Source organism: Delftia sp. ASV31, assembly GCF_016428765.1.
GTDB classification, from domain to species: Bacteria; Pseudomonadota; Gammaproteobacteria; order Burkholderiales; family Burkholderiaceae_C; genus Comamonas; species Comamonas acidovorans.
Genome location: NZ_JAELTK010000007.1, coordinates 25,490 through 42,989, shown reverse-complemented (window position 1 = coordinate 42,989; position 17,500 = coordinate 25,490). Strand labels below are relative to the sequence as shown.

Sequence of the window (17,500 nt, the reverse complement as noted above, 5' to 3'; positions counted from 1 at the left end):
CGGAAAACGGACTTTCAAGCGCTTTCTTCATCATTTCCCCCTCCCTCGTCAGCCTTGTGCTGGCTGCTGTTCGCTGGCACCGCTACGAGATGCCATGAGCAGCATTTTGATTCATAAAAACAATCATAGATATATATCCATAAATTTTGACAATCTTTCCCTGGCTTGTATCTGCCTCCAAAAGCAAAACGCCCTGCAGTGCAGGGCGTTTTGCTTGAGAGGGACTTCAGCCGCAATCAGGCCGGCAGGTACTGGGCCGCCAGCGGCATGAAGTCCGCCAGGCCGGCGTCCTGCCCCAGCTCCTCCTGAAGGATGGCTGCCACGCGCGGCGCCACCTCGGCGGCCTTGCGCGCATCGAGGAACAGCAGGCGGCTGCGGCGCGCCAGCACGTCTTCCACGGTGCGCGCGTATTCGAAGCGCGCGGCAAAGCGCACCATGGCTTCGTTCAGGCCATCTGCCAGCCATTCGTCGTTGCCCGGCAACGCCTCCACCGCCGGGGCTTCCGTGCCATAGGAGTGCAGGCCCTGGACCTGGTTCATGCGGTGGTGCACGGCGGATTCGGCCGGGGCGCCGGCCAGCGGCAGGCGGGCCGTGACGCCACCCGGGCGGTGTGGCAGGCGGCCGATGGCAAAGCACTCGGAGAGCACGTCTTCGGCCATGGCGCGGTAGGTGGTCCATTTGCCGCCCGTGACGGTGACCAGGCCGGTGCGGCTGGACATGACCGTGTGCTCGCGACTGATCTTCTTGGTGTTTTCGCCGTCGTCGTCCTGGGGCTTGACCAGCGGGCGCAGGCCGACCCACATGCTGCGCACGTCGGCCAGCGTGGGCTGGCGCGTGAGGTAGCGTCCGGCCTCGGTGAGGATGAAGTCCAGCTCCTCGGGGAACGGCAGGGGCTCGCGTGCCAGGTCGTTGCGCGGGGTGTCGGTGGTGCCCAGGATGACCTTGCCCAGCCAGGGCACGGCAAAGAGCACGCGGCCATCGGCCGTCTTGGGCACGAGCAGGGCGTGGTCGCTGGGCAGGAAGTCGCGGTCCACCACCACGTGCACGCCCTGGCTGGGCGCGACCATGGGCTTGACGGGACGGCCCTGGGCCTCGGCGTCCTGCTGGCGGAACAGGTCCACCCAGGGGCCGGTGGCGTTGACCACGCACTTGGCGCGCAGCGTGAAGCGCCGGCCCGATTCCGTGTCTTCGCAGACCAGGCCGGCGACCTTGCCGCCTTCGTGCAGCAGTTCAAGCGCGGGGCAGTAGTTGACCAGCAGCGCGCCCTTGGCAGCGGCCGTGCGGGCCAGCGCCAGCGCCAGGCGGGCATCGTCGAACTGGCCGTCCCAGTATTTGACGCCGCCCTTGAGGCCTTGCTGGCGCACGGTGGGCAAACACTTGACGGTGCTGGAGCGCGAGAGGAATTCGGTGGCGCCCAGGCCTGCCTTGCCGGCCAGCGCGTCATACATCTTGAGGCCGATGCCATAGAACGGCGTGTCCAGCAGCTTGTAGGACGGCATGACAAAGGCCAGCGGCTGCGCCAGGTGGGGCGCGTTGTGCAGCAGCGTGGTGCGCTCGTGCAGCGCTTCGCGCACCAGGGCGATGTTGCCCTGGGCCAGGTAACGCACGCCACCATGGACCAGCTTGGTTGCACGCGAGGACGTGCCCTTGGCGAAGTCATGCGACTCCACCAGCACGACCTTGAACCCGCGCGCCGCCGCGTCCAGGGCCACGCCCAGGCCGGTGGCACCGCCGCCGATGATGGCCAGATCGTAGGTTTCAGGCTGGGCCAGGCGTTCCAGCAGGGCGGCGCGGCCGGTGGGCAGAGGGGAAGCAGCGAGGGACATGGATCTTCGACGAAGGAATGTGGGGCAAGTTAACAGGGCGCCATGTAGCCGCCATGTCAGCACCCGGGACGCCACGCCTGCGCCCAATGCGAAGGGGACGGAATCGGGTTTTCCGCTATTTTCGCTCGTTTTTGTATTTTTTTCTTCGCTATCTTTCGTTTTGTGTTTTTGACGACCCAGGACGCCCAACGATGGACTGTGATGCCAGCGCAGGGTATTGCGCCCAAAACCGGCGCGGCCCAACTCAGGGACGCCGAGCAAGAGCCGCCTCGCGGCGAGGGCGTCGTCCCCCTCCCGCGAAGCGAGAGAGGGGGAAGGCGCGTCAGCGCCTCAGGGGGTGCTTTTACCGAACTTTTCCGTTTTTCCAGGCATTGAGCAGCGTGTCATACGCAATCGTCTCGCCCTTGGGCTTTTCATTGGCCAGCTTCTTCCACGGCGCCTGCTTGTCGCTGAGCCACTTGGCCGGGTCACCCTTGGGGTTGAGCTTGGGCGCGCAGTGCGCCATGCCGGCACGCTGCAGGCGGGACATGACCTGGTCCATTTCCTCGGCCAGGTTGTCCATGGCGCCCTGGGGCGTCTTCTCGCCGGTGACGGCCTGGGCCACGTTCTTCCACCACAGCTGGGCCAGCTTGGGGTAGTCGGGCACGTTGTTGCCGGTGGGCGTCCAGGCCACGCGGGCGGGGCTGCGGTAGAACTCGACAAGGCCGCCGAGCTTGGGCGCCATGTCGGTCATGGCCTTGGAGCGGATGTCGCTTTCGCGGATGGGCGTCAGGCCGACGATGGTCTTCTTGAGGCTGGTGGTCTTGGCGGTGACGAACTGCGCGTAGAGCCAGGCAGCGGCCGTGCGGTTGGCGTCATGGTCCTTGAAGAAGGTCCAGCTGCCCACGTCCTGGTAGCCGTTTTGCATGCCGTCCTTCCAGTACGGGCCGTTGGGGCCGGGCGCCATGCGCCATTTGGGCGTGCCGTCGGCATTGACCACGGGCAGGCCGGGCTTGGTCATGTCGGCCGTGAAGGCGGTGTACCAGAAGATCTGCTGCGCGATATGGCCCTGGGCCGGCACGGGGCCGGACTCGCCGAAGGTCATGCCCATGGCTTCCTTGGGCGCGTATTTCTTCATCCAGTCCACGTACTTGGTGAGCGCGAACACGGCGGCCGGCGAGTTGGTGGCGCCCCCGCGCGAGACCGATGCGCCCACGGGCGTGCACTTGTCGTCGGCCACGCGGATGCCCCATTCATCGACGGGCATGCCGTTGGGAATGCCCTTGTCGGCCGCGCCGGCCATGGACAGCCAGGCATCGGTGAAGCGCCAGCCCAGCGACGGGTCCTTCTTGCCGTAGTCCATGTGGCCGTAGATGGGCTTGCCGTCGATCTGCTTGACGTCGTTGGTGAAGAACTCGGCGATGTCCTCGTAGGCACTCCAGTTCAGCGGCACGCCCAGCTCGTAGCCGTACTTGGCCTTGAACTTGTCCTTGAGGTCCTTGCGCTCGAAGAGGTCGGCGCGGAACCAGTAGAGGTTGGCGAACTGCTGGTCGGGCAGCTGGTAGAGTTTGCCGTCGGGCGCGGTGGTGAAGCTGGTGCCGATGAAGTCCTTGATGTCCAGGCCCGGATTGGTGAAGTCCTTGCCGGCGCCGGCCATGTAGTCGGTCAGGCTCATGATGCGGCCGTAGCGGTAGTGCGTGCCGATCAGGTCGGAGTCGGAGATCCAGCCGTCATAGATGGACTTGCCCGACTGCATCGAGGTCTGCAGCTTCTCGACCACGTCGCCTTCCTGGATCAGGTCGTGCTTGACGGTGATGCCCGTGATCTCGGTGAAGGCCTTGGCCAGCGTCTTGCTCTCGTACTCGTGCGTGGTGATGGTCTCGGAGACCACGGCGATCTCCTTGACGCCCTTGGCCTGCAGCTTCTTGGCCGCCTCGATGAACCACTTCATCTCGGCCATCTGCTGGTCCTTGGACAGCGTGCTGGGCTGGAACTCCGCGTCGATCCACTTCTTGGCTTCCGCCTCTCCGGCCCAGGACGCCTGCCCCGCCGCCAGCAGGGCCGCCGCGAGGGCGATGGTATGAAGTCGTTGTTTCATCTGCCGTCTCCTAGATTCTTGCTGTCTCCCCGACATGCACATGCACCAGCGGGCCCCGGGGGAGCTTCGGACCCGGCTGTCGATAAATGGAATGAAGTGATCAGCCTTTGCGCATCACGACGGCCAGCACGAGCATGGACAGCACCAGGCTGATCCACACCGAAGGCTCGGCCTCCAGCGAGAACCACTGCACCATCCTCTCGCCCAGGCCCACCCAGGCCAGATTCACATAGGCCGCCAGCAGCAGCCCGATGAACAGCCGGTCCCCGCGCGTCGTCGCCATCGGCAGCCAGCCCTTGCGCATCACGGTCGGGCTGCGCAACTCCCACAGCGTCATGCCCACCAGCATCAGCACGATGCAACTGAAGAACACCGCCACCGGCAGCGTCCAGGCCATCCAGGAAAACATTGACGAGTCCTTTCAGAAACAAAAACCACTGCCCGTCGAAACTGGCGCGACCCCAAGCGAGGGACAGCGAGCAAGGGCCGCCCCGCCGCGAGGCTGTCGTCCCCCTCCCCCGCGAAGCGGGTAGAGAGGGGGAAGGCGCGCAAGCGACTCAGGGGGTGCCTCAAACCCTCCCCATGGCGAACCCCTTGGCGATGTAATGCCGCACGAACCAGATCACGATGGCGCCCGGCACGATGGTCAGCACGCCGGCCGCCGCCAGCGTCGCCCAGTCCATGCCCGAGGCCGAGACGGTGCGCGTCATGGTCGCCACGATGGGCTTGGCGTTCACGCTGGTCAGCGTGCGCGCCAGCAGCAGCTCCACCCAGCTGAACATGAAGCAGAAGAAGGCCGCCACGCCCACGCCGGCCTTGATCAGCGGCAGGAAGATGGTGAGGAAAAAGCGCGGGAAGGAGTAGCCGTCGATATAGGCCGTCTCGTCGATCTCGCGCGGGATGCCGCTCATGAAGCCCTCCAGGATCCAGACGGCCAGCGGCACGTTGAACAGCAGGTGGGCCAGGGCCACGGCGATGTGCGTGTCCATCAGGCCCACCGTGGTGTAGAGCTGGAAGAAGGGCAGCAGGAAGACGGCCGGCGGCGTCATGCGGTTGGTCAGCAGCCAGAAGAACACATGCTTGTCGCCCAGGAACTGGTAGCGCGAGAACGCATAGGCCGCCGGCAGCGCCACCGTCAGCGAGATCACGGTGTTGATGGCCACGTAGATCAGGCTGTTGATGTAGCCCGAGTACCAGGAGGCGTCGGTGAAGATGGTTTGGTAGTTGGCCCAGGTGAAATGCTGGGGCCACAGCGAGAAGCTCGACAGGATCTCCTCGTTGGTCTTGAAGCTCATGTTGACCATCCAGTAGATGGGCAGCACGGCGAACAGCAGGTAGGCGACGAGGAACAGCGTGCGCTTGTGGAAACGGCGGTCTTCAGTCATGTCCGGCCTCCCGCAGGGCCGCCCCAAGGGAGGCCGAGCCCCCTCGGGGGGCAGTGAACGAAGGGAGCGTGGGGGTCATTCTTTTGCCCCTTCCTTGTCTGCCGTGCCCACGCGCTGCATCCAGTTGTAGAGGATGAAGCACAGCAGCAAGATGATGAGGAAATAGATCAGCGAGAAGGCAGCCGCCGGCCCCAGGTCGAACTGGCCCACGGCCTTTTGCGTGAGGTACTGCGACAGGAAGGTGGTCGCATTGCCGGGCCCGCCGCCCGTGAGCACGAAGGGCTCGGTGTAGATCATGAAGCTGTCCATGAAGCGCAGCAGCACGGCGATCATCAGCACGCCGCGCATCTTGGGCAGCTGGATGTAGCGGAACACCGCGAACTTGCTGGCGCCGTCGATGCGCGCGGCCTGGTAGTAGGCGTCGGGAATGGAGCGCAGGCCCGCGTAGCACAGCAGGGCCACCAGCGGCGTCCAGTGCCAGACATCCATGACCAGCACGGTGAGCCAGGCATGGGTGGCATTGCCCGTGTAGTTGTAGTCCACGCCCAGCGCGTTGAGCGCCGCGCCCAGCAGTCCGATGTCGGCGCGGCCGTAGATCTGCCAGATGGTGCCGACCACGTTCCACGGAATCAGCAGCGACAGCGAGACCACGACCAGCACGGCCGAGGCCTTCCAGCCCTGGGCCGGCATGGACAGGGCCAGCGCGATGCCCAGCGGGATCTCCACCAGCAGCACGGCTAGCGAAAAGCCGATCTGGCGCAGCAGGGCCGAGTGCAGTTCCTCGTCGCGCATGACCTGGGCAAACCATTCCGTGCCCACGAACACGCGCCGGTCGGGACTGATGATGTCCTGCACCGAGTAATTCACCACCGTCATCAGCGGGATGATGGCCGAGAAGGCCACGCAGATGATGACCGGCAGGATCAGCAGCCAGGCCTTCTGGTTGACGGGCTTGACGGTCTGGCTCATGCCTGCAGCTCCTCGTTGACGTAGTAGCAGGTGTGGGGGCCCTGCAGCTGTACCCATACCGTTTCACCCACGGCGGGCAGGAAAGCATCGGCGCCGCAGCGCAGCTTGAGCAGCCGCTCGCCCAGGCGCGCCACCAGCAACTGGTGCGTGCCCACGTCCTGCACGCGCTCCACCGTGCAGGCCACGGCGCCGGGCGCGTCGGCCGAGGCCAGTGCCAGGTACTCGGGGCGTATGCCCAGGCTCAGCGGCAGGCCGGGCGCCACGCTGGCCAGTGCGGCGGGCAGGGGCAGGTACTGGCCCTCGGCCAGCAGCCGGCCGCCGTCCTGCTGCAGCGGCACGAAGTTCATGCCCGGCGAGCCGATGAAGTGGCCGACGAAGGCGTGGCTGGGCCGCTCGAAAAGCTGGGCGGGCGTGCCCACCTGCACGGCGCGCCCACGCGTCATGACCACAACGTGCTCGGCAAAGGTCAGGGCCTCCACCTGGTCGTGCGTCACATAGATCAGCGTGAGCCGCAGTTCATGGTGGATCTGCTTGAGCTTGCGGCGCAGCTGCCACTTGAGCTGGGGGTCGATCACCGTGAGCGGCTCGTCGAACAGCACGGCCGACACATCGGGCCGCACCAGGCCCCGGCCCAGCGAGATCTTCTGCTTGGCATCGGCCGACAGGCCGGCCGCGCGCTGGTCGAGCTGGCCGCTCATCTCCAGCATCTCGGCGATCTGGCCGACCCGCGCGCGGATGCGCTCCTCGGGCATGCGGCGGTTCTTCAGCGGAAAGGCCAGGTTCTCCGCCACGGTCATGGTGTCGTAGATCACCGGGAACTGGAACACCTGGGCGATGTTGCGTTCCTGGGGCGTGGCGCGCGTCATGTCGCGGCCGTCGAACAGCACCTTGCCCTGCGAGGGGACCAGCAGGCCCGACATGATGTTGAGCATGGTGGTCTTGCCGCAGCCCGAGGGGCCGAGCAGCGCATAGGCGCCGCCGTCCTCGAAGACCATGCTCAGCGGCAGCAGCGCATAGTCGCTGTCCTGCTGCGGGTTCGGCTTGTAGGAGTGGGCCAGATCGAGTTCTATGCGGGCCATCTCATCGTCCTCCGGGCCGCGCCGGCGCCAGCAGCAGCGCGCCGTCCGTGCCGAACACGTAGGCATGGGCCGGATCCAGGTGCAGCGTGACCGCGCTGCCCAGGTCCAGGTGGTGCACGCCCGTGACCTGGGCCACCAGCTCGCCCCAGGGCGTGGTGGCATGCACGAAGGTGTCTGAGCCCGAAATCTCGGCCAGTTCCACCACGCCCTGCAGCGCCAGATCGCCGGGCCGGGACTGCAGGCGCAGGGCGCTGGCGCGCAGGCCCAGGGTCAGTGGGCCGGACGCGGCCAGGTCCGCAGGCAGCGCCACGGGCAGCCGCGCGCCGCCCGGCAGTTGCAGCCCGCCCTCCACGGCACTGGCCACGATCAGGTTCATGGGCGGATCACTGAAGGCGCGCGCCACGCGCAGCGAATTCGGCTGATGGAAGACCTCGGCCGTGGGGCCGTACTGCAGCAGTTCGCCCTCATGCAGCACAGCCGTGTAGCCACCCAGCAGCAGGGCCTCGCCGGGCTCGGTGGTGGCATAGACCACGGTGGAGTCGCCCGTGGCGAACAGCTGGGTCAGTTCCTCGCGCAGTTCCTCGCGCAGCTTGTAGTCGAGGTTGACCAGGGGCTCGTCCAGCAGCATCAGCGGAGCGCCCTTGGCCAGGGCGCGCGCCAGCGCCACGCGCTGCTGCTGGCCGCCCGACAGCTCGGCCGGGTAGCGGTCCAGGAACATCTCGATGTGCAGCCGCTCGGCCAGGGCGCGCACGCGCTGCGCCACGTCGCGGTCGCCGCGCAGCTTGAGCGGCGAGGCGATGTTGTCCGCCACCGTGAGCGAGGGATAGTTGATGAATTGCTGGTAGACCATGGCCACGTTGCGCTCGCGCACGGGCATGCCGGTCACATCGACGCCATCGGCGCGCACACGGCCTTCGGTGGGCACGTCCAGGCCGGCCATGATGCGCATCAGGCTGGTCTTGCCGGCCTGCGTGGCACCCAGCAGCACGGTCACCGCGCCGCTTTCCAGTTCAAGGTGCATGGGGTGCAGCCAGGTCTGGCCGCCCACGCGTTTGCTGATTCTCTCCAACACCAGTTCCACGACCGCCCTCACTGACGAGGCCGCCTCGGGGGCAGCGATTGAACAAGGAGAAACATCTCGCTCAAGGCGGCGATTGCGCGCCATCCGAAAGCAAGAACGTGATCATTTTTGTTCTTTCCAGATCGCAGCCCATCAACACATACCCTAGGTGCTGTTCTTTTTTCTTCGTTTTAAAGTTCCCCAACCCACGGCCGGCCAGGGGCAAATGCGCTATAAACCGGTCGCCCCGCCTTGTTTGCCTGAGAACGCACCAGATCTGGAATCGCCGCCGTGAACACCAATCCCCGACAACTACAGCTGCTCGACGAAGTGCGCAGCCGCCAGTCCACTTCGGTGGAGCAGCTGGCCGAGATCCTGGGCGTGACCCTGCAGACCGTGCGCCGCGACATACAGAAGCTGGCCGATGCGGGCCTGATGGTGCGCTTTCACGGCGGCGTGCGCGTGCCCAGCGCCACGGTGGAGAACCTGGGCCACACCCAGCGCCAGGTGCTGCATGCCGAAGGCAAGTCGCGCATTGCGCGCGCCGTGGCCGAGGCCATTCCCAACGGCTGCTCGCTGATCCTGAACATCGGCACCACCACCGAGGCCGTGGCCCAGGCCCTGCTCAAGCACCGGGGCCTGCGCGTGATCACCAACAACCTCAACGTGGCAGCCATCCTCAGCTCCAACGCCGACTGCGAAGTCATCGTGGCCGGCGGCGTGGTGCGCACGCGCGACCGGGGCATCGTGGGCGAGGCGGCCGTGGACTTCATCCGCCAGTTCAAGGTGGACATCGCCCTGATCGGCATCTCGGCCATCGAGCCCGATGGCAGCCTGCGCGACTTCGACATGCGCGAAGTCAAGGTGGCCCAGACCATCATTGCCCAGTCGCGCGAGGTCTGGCTGGCCGCAGACCACAGCAAGTTCCACCGCCAGGCCATGGTGGAGCTGGCCCGCCTGGACCAGATCGACCGCCTGTTCACCGATACCGCGCCCCCCGCCCCGTTCGATGCACTCCTGCGCGAAGCAGAAGTGCAGTGCGTGGTGGCGCAATAAGTTTTCCGCAGCCGCTGCGCCACTGCCCGCACAGGACACGCGCACCGGCCCTGCTTTTCCTGGATACCGCACCATGACCTATCTGCTTGCCCTGGACCAGGGCACCTCCAGCTCGCGCAGCATCGTCTTCGACACCCAGGGCCGCATCGTGGCCTCGGCCCAGCTGGAGCTGCCGCAGATCTATCCGCGCCCCGGCTGGGTCGAGCACGATCCGCGCGAGATCTGGCGCACCCAGCTGGCCACGGCGCGCGAGGCCCTGGCCAAGGCCGGGCTGGCGGCGGCCGACATCCGCGCCCTGGGCATCACCAACCAGCGCGAGACCACCGTGGTCTGGAACCGCGCCACGGGCCAGCCCATACACCACGCCATCGTCTGGCAGGACCGCCGCGCCGAGCCGCTGTGCGCCCAGCTGCGCGAGGCCGGCCATGCCGACACCATCCAGCGCAAGACCGGCCTGCTGATCGACGCCTATTTCTCGGGCACCAAGCTGCGCTGGATTCTGGACAACGTCAACGGCGCGCGCGCCGCCGCCGAGCGCGGCGAGCTGGCCTTCGGCACCGTGGACAGCTGGCTGATCTGGCAGCTCACGGGCGGGCGCCGCCATGTGACCGATGTTTCCAACGCCAGCCGCACCATGCTGTTCAACGTCCACACCAACCAGTGGGACGACGATCTGCTGGCGCTGCTGGAGATTCCGCGCGCGCTGATGCCCGAGGTGCTGCCTTCCGCCGCCGATTTCGGCCGCACGGCTGCCGAGGTGCTGGGCGGCGAGATCGCCATCGGCGGCGTGGCCGGCGACCAGCAAAGCGCCCTCTTCGGCCAGGCCTGCTTTTCGGCCGGCATGGCCAAGAACACCTATGGCACGGGCTGCTTCATGCTCATGCACACGGGCGGCGTGTTCCAGACCTCCGCCAACGGCCTGCTGACCACCGCTGCGGCACAGCCCACCGCTGCGCCGGCCTATGCGCTGGAAGGCAGCGTCTTCGTGGGCGGCGCCGTGGTCCAGTGGCTGCGCGACGGGTTGCGCGCCATCGAGCACAGCGGCCAGGTGCAGCAACTGGCCGAGAGCGTGCCCGATTCGGGCGGCGTGATGATGGTGCCGGCCTTCACGGGCCTGGGCGCCCCCTACTGGAAGCCCGATGCGCGCGGCACCATCACGGGCCTGACGCGCGGCACCACCATCGCCCACATCGCGCGGGCCGCGCTTGAATCCATCGCCTTCCAGAGCGCCGCACTGCTGCTGGCCATGAGCCGCGACGCGGTGGCCAGCGGCGGCGCGCCGGTCAGCGAACTGCGCGTGGACGGCGGCGCCTGCGTCAACAACCTGCTCATGCAGTTCCAGGCCGACCTGCTGGGCATTCCCGTCGTGCGCCCGGCCTGCGTGGAGACCACGGCCCTGGGCGCTGCCTACCTGGCGGGTCTGTCCTCGGGCGTGTACCAGAGCACCGAGGAACTGTCGGCGCTGTGGAAGGCCGAGCGCCGCTTCGTGCCCACGCTGGACAAGCACCGCGCCGACGAGCTGATGGCGCGCTGGGAGCATGCGGTGGCCCAGACCGCGCTGGCGGCCTGACAACGGGCTCACGGCCTTGTTCAAGGCGGCCAGCCTGGTGCTTTCCGGCCTGCTGCTGGCCGGCTGCGCCGCGCCGCCCCAGGCCCTGCCGGCCCCGCAGCCCACGGCATGCGCGCGCCTGCAATGGCTGGGCAGCACCACGATTGCGCGCGAGGAGCCCATCCATGGCGCCACCACCGGCGGCATCTCGGGCCTGGACTACGACGCCCGGCGCGGCGACTTCTTGGCCATCAGCGATGACCGCTCGGCGCGCGGCCCCGCGCGCTGGATGCGCCTGCGCATAGAGCCGCTGGACGCGGGCCAGCGGGCCGGCCCCAACCCCTGGCAGGCGCAGGTCACCGAAGTGCACCCGCTGCTGGATGCCGAGGGCCGCTGGCTGCGCCCGCGCCATGCCGCGCCCGCCACCCAGCCCGTGCCCGACCCCGAAGCCATCCGCCTGCTGCCGGACGGCGGCATGCTGTGGACCGATGAAGGCGACCCGGGCCGGGGCTTTGGCACCTCGCTGGTGAGGACCGACGCCACGGGCCGCCAGATCGCGCGGTGGTTCTACGCATTCAAGGACGAGGACGGCAGGCCGGGCCTGCGCTCGAACTTCGGCTTCGAGGGGCTGGCCGTGACGCCGGACGGCCAACAGGCCTGGCTGGCCCTGGAAGCGCCGCTGCGCCAGGACGGCCCGCGCGCCAGCGCCGCCACGGCAGGCGCGCCCGTGCGCATCAGCCTGGTCAGCCTGGACGATGGCCGGCTGCTGCGCCAGATCGCCTACCAGCCCGATGCCGTGCCGGCCGCCAGCTGGGCCCTGCCCCAGCGCGAGGTCAACGGCATCAGCGAGATCCTGCTGGACGGCCCCGGCCACCTGCTGGTGCTGGAGCGCTCCTACAGCCCGGGCCACGGCTTTGGCGCGCGGCTGTACCGCATCGGCCTGGATGCGCCTGACACGCTGGCCCTGGCCAGCTTCGCGCAAACGCCGCCACAAGTGGCCGTCAAGCATCTGGTGGCCGATCTGTCCACCGTGCAGCCCGGCCGGATGGACAACATGGAAGCCATGTCCTGGGGCCCGCCGCTGCCCGATGGCACCCGAGTGCTGGTGTTCGCCAGCGACGACAACTTCAACCCGGCGCAGGCCAACCAGATCCTGATCACCGCCTATCGGCCCTCGCCGCCCTGCGCACCCTGAAGGCGCTTCAGGGCGTGGCCTGCACCTGCTCCTTCGGCAGGTAGATGCGCGTCAGCCCGCGCGCAATGGCCTCCACGATCTGCTCGCGCCGCAGGCCGATGTGCTCGGCCATCAGGCGCTCGCTGGCCTGGGCGTCGCGCGCGCGCAGGGCCTGCAGGATTTCCAGGTGCTCGTGCTGGGTGGAGGCGCGCCCCACGCTCTCCATGTCGATCCACCGGATGAAGCGGATGCGCTCGTTCAGGCTCGCCAGCATGCGCCGCAGCTCGGCGTTGCCGGCCATGTCGGCAATGCGCAGGTGGAATCCCTCGTCCAGGTCCACCAGCTGCCGGATCGGCGTATCGGAGGCCACGCGCTGGCTCTGCTCCAGGTAGGCCAGGGCCTCATCGAGCTGGGCATCGGTGGCGCGCTCCACGGCCAGCCGCACGCATTCGCGCTCCACGGCCACGCGGGCCTCGTACAGGTCCAGCGACTCCTTCACGTCCAGTTCGCGCCGCATGTAGCCGCGGCTGGCCGGCAGCAAAAAGCCATCGGCCACCAGCCGCGTCAGTGCCTCGCGCACGGGCGTGCGGCTCACGCCCAGGCGCAGCGCCAGTTCGCTCTCGCTCAGGCGCTCGCCCGGCTTGAATTCGTAGGAGATGGCCATGTCACGCAGCGTGCTGTAGACGCTGGAGCCCCGTTCATGGCGGATGTTGGAGATTTTCATGGCGCCATTGTGCCCTTTGGCGCTGCGCATTCTTTTAAGTATACTGAAATGGATTCTTAAAAATCCCGTCACCCAACCTGCCTGGAGACTCCCGACATGACCACCGCTTTCAATGGCGCCGACGCCATGGTCCGCATGCTGCAGCTCAATGGCGTCAAGCACATCTTCGGCCTGTGCGGCGACACCAGCCTGCCCTTCTACGACGCCATGGCGCGGCTGGACCACGGCATGGACCACATCCTCACGCGGGACGAGCGCAGCGCCGGCTACATGGCCGACGCCTATGCGCGCGTCACAGGCAAGGTGGGCGTGTGCGAAGGCCCCAGCGGCGGCGGTGCCACCTACCTGCTGCCCGGCCTGGCCGAGGCCAACGAGTCCTCGGTGCCCGTGCTGGGTATCACCTCGGACGTTTCCGTGGGCGCACGCGGCAAGTTCCCGCTGACCGAACTCGACCAGCAGGCGCTGTACAAGCCGCTGACCAAGTGGAATACCACCATCGACCGCGTGGACCAGATTCCGCACGCCGTGCGCAGCGCCTTTCGCGCCATGACCACGGGCCGGCCCGGCGCCACCCATATCTGCCTGCCCTATGACGTGCAAAAGCACACGCTGGATCCGGCCGATGTCTGGGCCCAGCCAGGGCATGACCACTATCCGGCCTATCGGTCCGCCCCCGATCCGGCGGCCGTGGCCGAGGCGGCCGACCGCCTGGTGGCGGCGCGCTGCCCCGTGCTGATCTGCGGCGGCGGCGTGCTCATCGCAGGCGCCAGCGCCGCACTGGACGCGCTGGCCACCTTGCTCAATGCGCCCGTGTGCTCCAGCGTCAGCGGCCAGGGCAGTCTTGCCGGCAGCCATCCGCTCAATGCCGGCGTGGTGGGCACCAATGGCGGCGTCGAGGCCACGCGCGCCGTGGTGGCGCAGGCGGACCTGGTGATGTTCATCGGCGCTCGGGCCGGCTCCACCACCACCGAGCACTGGCAGATGCCCTCGCGCAAGGTCACCATCGTCCACCTGGACGTGGACGCCATGACCATAGGCACCAACTACCGCACCGACGTGGCCCTGGTGGGCGACGCCCTGCTGGGCCTGCAGGCGCTGCACGCGGCCGTGCAGCAGCGCATCGCCCGCCGCCCCGCCGATGCCGCGGACGGCGCCTCGCTGGCGGCCACCGCGCGCGCCGCCAAGCAGGCCTTCTTCGCACCGCTGGCCGCCTCGCTGGAGCGCCCCATCAAGCCCGAGCGCGTGGTGGACACGCTCAACCGCCTGCTGCCCGCGCGCGCAATCGTGGTGGCCGACCCCGGCACGCCCTGCCCCTACTTCACGGCCTATTTCGACGCGCCCCAGGCCGGCCGGCACTTCATCACCAACCGCGCGCACGGGGCGCTGGGCTTTGCCATGTCCGCCGGCTTTGGCGCCGCCATCGGCCAGCCCGATTCCGTGGTGGTCGCGGTCATGGGCGACGGCAGCTTCGGCTTCACCTGCGGCGAGCTGGAAACCATCGTGCGCCGCAACGTGCCGCTGAAGATGATCGTGTTCTCCAACAGCGTGTTCGGCTGGATCAAGGCCAGCCAGAAGTCCGGCTACGATGAACGCTACTTCTCCGTCGACTTCAACCGCACCCACCATGCCCGCGTGGCCGAGGCCTTCGGCGTCAAGGCCTGGCAGGTGCATGACCCGGCAGATCTCGAAGCCGCGCTCAAGGCCGCGCTGATGCACGACGGCCCGGCGCTGGTGGATGTGATCTCGCAAGAGCTCCAGGACACGGCCGTTCCGGTGAGCCAGTGGATGGGTTGACTCCAGGCCCCACGCACAGACCCCTCTCCCCTCTGCCCGTCAATGCGCTTGAAAAGGAGTTTCCATGCCCTGCCCCCCTTCACGCCACCTTTCCCGCCGCCAGCTGCTGCTGGCCACGGCCGCCGCATGCCTGCTGGGGCCGTCCGGCACGGCATCCGCGCAGGGCGCCACCCCGCTCAAGCTGGTCATCACCTTCCCGCCGGGGGGCAGCACCGACATCGCCGCCCGCATACTGCAGCCGCGCCTGGGTGAGGTGGCCGGCCGCCCGGTGATCGTCGAGAACCGCCCCGGCGCCGCCAGCCAGATCGCCACCCAGTACGTGGCCAAGTCGGCCCCGGACGGCAACACCCTGCTGTTCAGCTTCGACACCCATGCCATCAACCCCATCGCCAAGTCCCGGCTGCCCTACGACACCTTCAAGGACTTCACGGGCGTGTCGCTGGCGCTGCGCTTTCCGCTGGTGATCGGCGCTTCGGCCTCGGTGCCCGCCAAGGACCTGGCCGGCTTCCTGGAACTGGCGCGCCGCAACCCGGGCAAATACAGCTACGCATCGACCGGCCTGGGGTCCATGAACCACCTGGTGATGGAGGACATCAAGCGCCGCTCGGGCACCTACGTGCTGCACGTGCCCTACGGCGGCGGCGGCCCGGCCGTGCAGGCCGTGCTCGGCAATGTGTCCGACCTCACCCTGCTCAGCTATGCGGCGCTGCGCGGCCAGATTTCGGCGGGCAAGATCAAGCCGCTGGCGGTGACCGGCCTCAAGCGCCTGCCCGAGCTGCCCGACGTGCCCACCGTGGCCGAGTCCGGCTTCCCGGGCTTCGAGGCCTATTCGTGGATCGGCGTGTTCGCGCCTTCCGCCACGCCGGCAGCCACGGTGCACAAGCTCACCGAAGACTTCCAGGCCACGCTGAACACGCCCGACATCCGCAGCAAGCTCATGCAGTCGGGCTTTGAAGTCATGGCCACGGACGGACCCGCCCTCGACCGCTGGGTGCGCCAGGAATATGAGCGCTGGGGCCGCTTCGTGCGCGACAACAAGGTCCAGCTCGAAGACTGAGAATCCGGACGGCCCCCCTTACACCACACAGGAGCATTCATGGCACTTCCGCTGGACCACATCGTCATCGCCGTGCAGGACCTCGAGGCCGCCGTGGCGGACTACCGCGCGCTGGGCTTTCAGGTCGCCATCGGCGGCCGTCATCCGGGCCGCACCTCGCACAACGCACTGGTCGTGTTTGCCGACGGCGCCTACCTGGAGATCATTGCCTGGACCGCCCCGGCGCCCGAAGAGCGCTGGTACCGCACGCTGCGCGACCATGGCGAGGGGCTGGTGGACTTCGCCCTGCTGCCCCAAAGCACCGCCCAGGCGCTGGCCGAGGCGCGCGGGCGGGGGCTGGATACCCTGGTCGGCCCCGTGGACGGCGGCCGCGTGCGCCCCGATGGCGCGCAACTGCTGTGGCAGACGGCGCGCCACGCCACGCCCGACCTGCCCTTCCTGTGCGGCGACGTCACGCCGCGCGCCCTGCGCGTGCCCGAGGGCAGCGTGCGCGAGCATCCCAACGGCGCGCTGGGGGTGGCCTCGCTGACCGTCGCCGTGCACGACCTGGACGCCAGCCTGGACCGCTACCGGGCGCTGCTGGGCCCGGGCCTGAAGCTGCAGAGGCTGGACAACCAGGGCGCGCGGCTGGCATTGCCGGGGTTCGATCTGCTGCTGCGAGGCGCGCAGGCACTGGCGGCCTCCGACGCACTGCGCCAGCGCCTTGCCACGCGCGGAGAGGGCCCTTGCGCGCTCACCCTGCGCCAGCGGCCCGGCGCCCCGGCACAGCCCCTGGACCTGGCCACCAGCCATGGCGTGGACATGTGCTGGCACGGTGGGAACACGCTCTAAACTCTTCGTTTTCCTTCTCCACCGCCACCAGCATGAACACCGTTTCCACAGCCTCCCCTGTCATCGCCTTCATCGGTGGCGGCAACATGGCCAGCGCCATCATCGGCGGACTGATCGGTCAGGGCCAATCCGCAGACCGCATCGTCGTCGTCGAACCCTTCGAGGCTGCACGCGACGCGCTGCGCACGAACTTCGGCATCACGGCGCATGCCGATGCCGCGGCCGCCGCCAGCGCGCTGGACGGTGCCGGCATCGTGGTCTGGGCCGTCAAGCCCCAGACCTTCAAGGAAGCCGCCCAGGCCGTGGCGCCGCATACCGCCCAGGCCCTGCACCTGAGCGTGGCCGCCGGCATTCCCACGGACTCCATCGCCCAGTGGCTGGGCACGGGCCGCATCGTGCGCGCCATGCCCAATACGCCGGCCCTGGTGGGCAAGGGCATGACGGGCCTGTTCGCATGCGCCCAGGTCGATGCCGCAGGCAAGAGCGCCATCGAGCAGGTGGTAGCCACCACGGGCCAGTTCGTCTGGGTCGACCAGGAAGCGCACCTGGACGCCGTGACCGCACTGTCGGGCTCGGGCCCGGCCTATGTCTTCCTGTTCCTCGAAGCCATGACACAGGCCGGCGTGGACATGGGCCTCACGGCCGAGCAGTCCTACCGCCTGGGCGTGGCCACCTTCCAGGGCGCATCGGAACTGGCCGCCCGCTCCACCGAAAGCGCCGACGTGCTGCGCCAGCGCGTGACCAGCAAGGGCGGCACCACCCACGCCGCCATCACCCACATGCAGGCGCAACAGGTGCCCGAGCATTTCGTGGCCGCCATGCGGGCAGCGGAAACACGGGCCAAGGAGCTGGCCGCCGAATTCGGCCGCTGAGCCCGGCGCAGCGCCCCAGGCTTCATGCAAAAGGGAGGCACCGGCCT

The 17,500-nt window shown here is 68.1% G+C and carries 15 protein-coding genes; 7 read left to right on the top strand and 8 right to left on the bottom strand.

From position 1 onward, the window contains the following. Positions 1–236 precede the first annotated feature (236 nt). From JHD82_RS04250 to JHD82_RS04220, 7 genes are all read right to left on the bottom strand, one after another. Positions 237–1,826 (bottom strand): glycerol-3-phosphate dehydrogenase/oxidase, encoded by a 1,590-nt coding sequence (locus tag JHD82_RS04250; RefSeq protein WP_063327433.1) that lies wholly within the window; start codon positions 1,824–1,826, stop codon positions 237–239. Between the two features lie 343 nt (positions 1,827–2,169). Continuing rightward, on the bottom strand, positions 2,170–3,903 hold the full coding sequence (locus JHD82_RS04245) for an ABC transporter substrate-binding protein (protein ID WP_012202962.1): 1,734 nt from the start codon (positions 3,901–3,903) through the stop codon (positions 2,170–2,172). A 100-nt stretch (positions 3,904–4,003) separates the two neighbouring features. Beyond that, complete coding sequence (locus JHD82_RS04240) at positions 4,004–4,312, bottom strand: DUF2160 domain-containing protein (protein WP_043820414.1); 309 nt, start codon at positions 4,310–4,312, stop codon at positions 4,004–4,006. 160 nt (positions 4,313–4,472) lie between these two features. After that, a complete protein-coding gene (locus tag JHD82_RS04235; RefSeq protein WP_013804448.1) occupies positions 4,473–5,288 on the bottom strand; it encodes a carbohydrate ABC transporter permease in 816 nt (271 codons plus the stop codon). A 75-nt stretch (positions 5,289–5,363) separates the two neighbouring features. Next, positions 5,364–6,257: a carbohydrate ABC transporter permease gene (locus JHD82_RS04230; RefSeq protein ID WP_013804449.1), complete on the bottom strand. Its 894-nt coding sequence runs from the start codon at positions 6,255–6,257 to the stop codon at positions 5,364–5,366. Next, positions 6,254–7,336 carry an ABC transporter ATP-binding protein gene (locus tag JHD82_RS04225; RefSeq protein WP_199135524.1) on the bottom strand — a complete coding sequence of 361 codons (1,083 nt, stop codon included), beginning with the start codon at positions 7,334–7,336 and terminating at the stop codon, positions 6,254–6,256. Before JHD82_RS04225 ends, JHD82_RS04230 begins: the two co-directional genes overlap by 4 nt. 1 nt (position 7,337) lies before the next feature. Further along, complete coding sequence (locus JHD82_RS04220; RefSeq protein ID WP_199135523.1) at positions 7,338–8,417, bottom strand: ABC transporter ATP-binding protein; 1,080 nt, start codon at positions 8,415–8,417, stop codon at positions 7,338–7,340. A gap of 270 nt (positions 8,418–8,687) precedes the next feature. On the opposite strand from JHD82_RS04220, the gene JHD82_RS04215 reads away from it, so the two are divergent. The 3 genes from JHD82_RS04215 (at position 8,688) to JHD82_RS04205 (ending at position 12,196) form a co-directional block, all read left to right on the top strand. Then, positions 8,688–9,452 carry a DeoR/GlpR family DNA-binding transcription regulator gene (locus JHD82_RS04215; RefSeq protein ID WP_012202956.1) on the top strand — a complete coding sequence of 255 codons (765 nt, stop codon included), beginning with the start codon at positions 8,688–8,690 and terminating at the stop codon, positions 9,450–9,452. A 73-nt stretch (positions 9,453–9,525) separates the two neighbouring features. Next, positions 9,526–11,022 (top strand): glycerol kinase GlpK, encoded by a 1,497-nt coding sequence (gene glpK, locus JHD82_RS04210; protein ID WP_012202955.1) that lies wholly within the window; start codon positions 9,526–9,528, stop codon positions 11,020–11,022. Next, entirely contained in the window at positions 10,991–12,196 is a 1,206-nt protein-coding gene (locus JHD82_RS04205; RefSeq protein WP_199135522.1) for an esterase-like activity of phytase family protein, read from the top strand. The genes glpK and JHD82_RS04205 overlap by 32 nt, the downstream gene beginning before the upstream one ends. Positions 12,197–12,203: 7 nt before the next feature. Here the strand turns inward: JHD82_RS04205 and JHD82_RS04200 are convergent, their stop codons facing one another. Then, positions 12,204–12,899, bottom strand: a complete 696-nt coding sequence (locus tag JHD82_RS04200; RefSeq protein ID WP_097205430.1) for a GntR family transcriptional regulator — start codon at positions 12,897–12,899, stop codon at positions 12,204–12,206. Between the two features lie 96 nt (positions 12,900–12,995). Between JHD82_RS04200 and JHD82_RS04195 the strand changes: the two genes are divergently transcribed. The 4 genes from JHD82_RS04195 to proC all read left to right on the top strand — a co-directional run bounded on the left by JHD82_RS04195 (position 12,996) and on the right by proC (position 17,453). Beyond that, positions 12,996–14,693: a thiamine pyrophosphate-binding protein gene (locus tag JHD82_RS04195; RefSeq protein WP_199135521.1), complete on the top strand. Its 1,698-nt coding sequence runs from the start codon at positions 12,996–12,998 to the stop codon at positions 14,691–14,693. Positions 14,694–14,757: 64 nt separating this feature from the next. Then, positions 14,758–15,750 (top strand): tripartite tricarboxylate transporter substrate binding protein, encoded by a 993-nt coding sequence (locus JHD82_RS04190; RefSeq protein WP_012202951.1) that lies wholly within the window; start codon positions 14,758–14,760, stop codon positions 15,748–15,750. 39 nt (positions 15,751–15,789) lie between these two features. Beyond that, a complete protein-coding gene (locus JHD82_RS04185) occupies positions 15,790–16,581 on the top strand; it encodes a VOC family protein (protein ID WP_199135520.1) in 792 nt (263 codons plus the stop codon). 32 nt (positions 16,582–16,613) lie between these two features. Continuing rightward, the gene (proC, locus tag JHD82_RS04180; RefSeq protein ID WP_047326326.1) at positions 16,614–17,453 is read left to right on the top strand and encodes a pyrroline-5-carboxylate reductase; all 840 of its coding nucleotides are present in this window, start codon (positions 16,614–16,616) and stop codon (positions 17,451–17,453) included. Positions 17,454–17,500 lie beyond the last annotated feature (47 nt).

Bases quoted from the DNA above. Each gene is read 5' to 3' on its own strand.
- JHD82_RS04225 (WP_199135524.1), bottom strand. From the start codon at position 7,336: ATGGCCCGCATAGAACTCGATCTGGCCCACTCCTACAAGCCGAACCCG.
- proC (WP_047326326.1), top strand. From the start codon at position 16,614: ATGAACACCGTTTCCACAGCCTCCCCTGTCATCGCCTTCATCGGTGGC.
- JHD82_RS04195 (WP_199135521.1), top strand. From the start codon at position 12,996: ATGACCACCGCTTTCAATGGCGCCGACGCCATGGTCCGCATGCTGCAG.
- JHD82_RS04205 (WP_199135522.1), top strand. From the start codon at position 10,991: ATGCGGTGGCCCAGACCGCGCTGGCGGCCTGACAACGGGCTCACGGCC.
- JHD82_RS04185 (WP_199135520.1), top strand. From the start codon at position 15,790: ATGGCACTTCCGCTGGACCACATCGTCATCGCCGTGCAGGACCTCGAG.
- JHD82_RS04245 (WP_012202962.1), bottom strand. From the start codon at position 3,903: ATGAAACAACGACTTCATACCATCGCCCTCGCGGCGGCCCTGCTGGCG.
- JHD82_RS04200 (WP_097205430.1), bottom strand. From the start codon at position 12,899: ATGAAAATCTCCAACATCCGCCATGAACGGGGCTCCAGCGTCTACAGC.
- glpK (WP_012202955.1), top strand. From the start codon at position 9,526: ATGACCTATCTGCTTGCCCTGGACCAGGGCACCTCCAGCTCGCGCAGC.
- JHD82_RS04235 (WP_013804448.1), bottom strand. From the start codon at position 5,288: ATGACTGAAGACCGCCGTTTCCACAAGCGCACGCTGTTCCTCGTCGCC.
- JHD82_RS04240 (WP_043820414.1), bottom strand. From the start codon at position 4,312: ATGTTTTCCTGGATGGCCTGGACGCTGCCGGTGGCGGTGTTCTTCAGT.
- JHD82_RS04230 (WP_013804449.1), bottom strand. From the start codon at position 6,257: ATGAGCCAGACCGTCAAGCCCGTCAACCAGAAGGCCTGGCTGCTGATC.
- JHD82_RS04190 (WP_012202951.1), top strand. From the start codon at position 14,758: ATGCCCTGCCCCCCTTCACGCCACCTTTCCCGCCGCCAGCTGCTGCTG.
- JHD82_RS04250 (WP_063327433.1), bottom strand. From the start codon at position 1,826: ATGTCCCTCGCTGCTTCCCCTCTGCCCACCGGCCGCGCCGCCCTGCTG.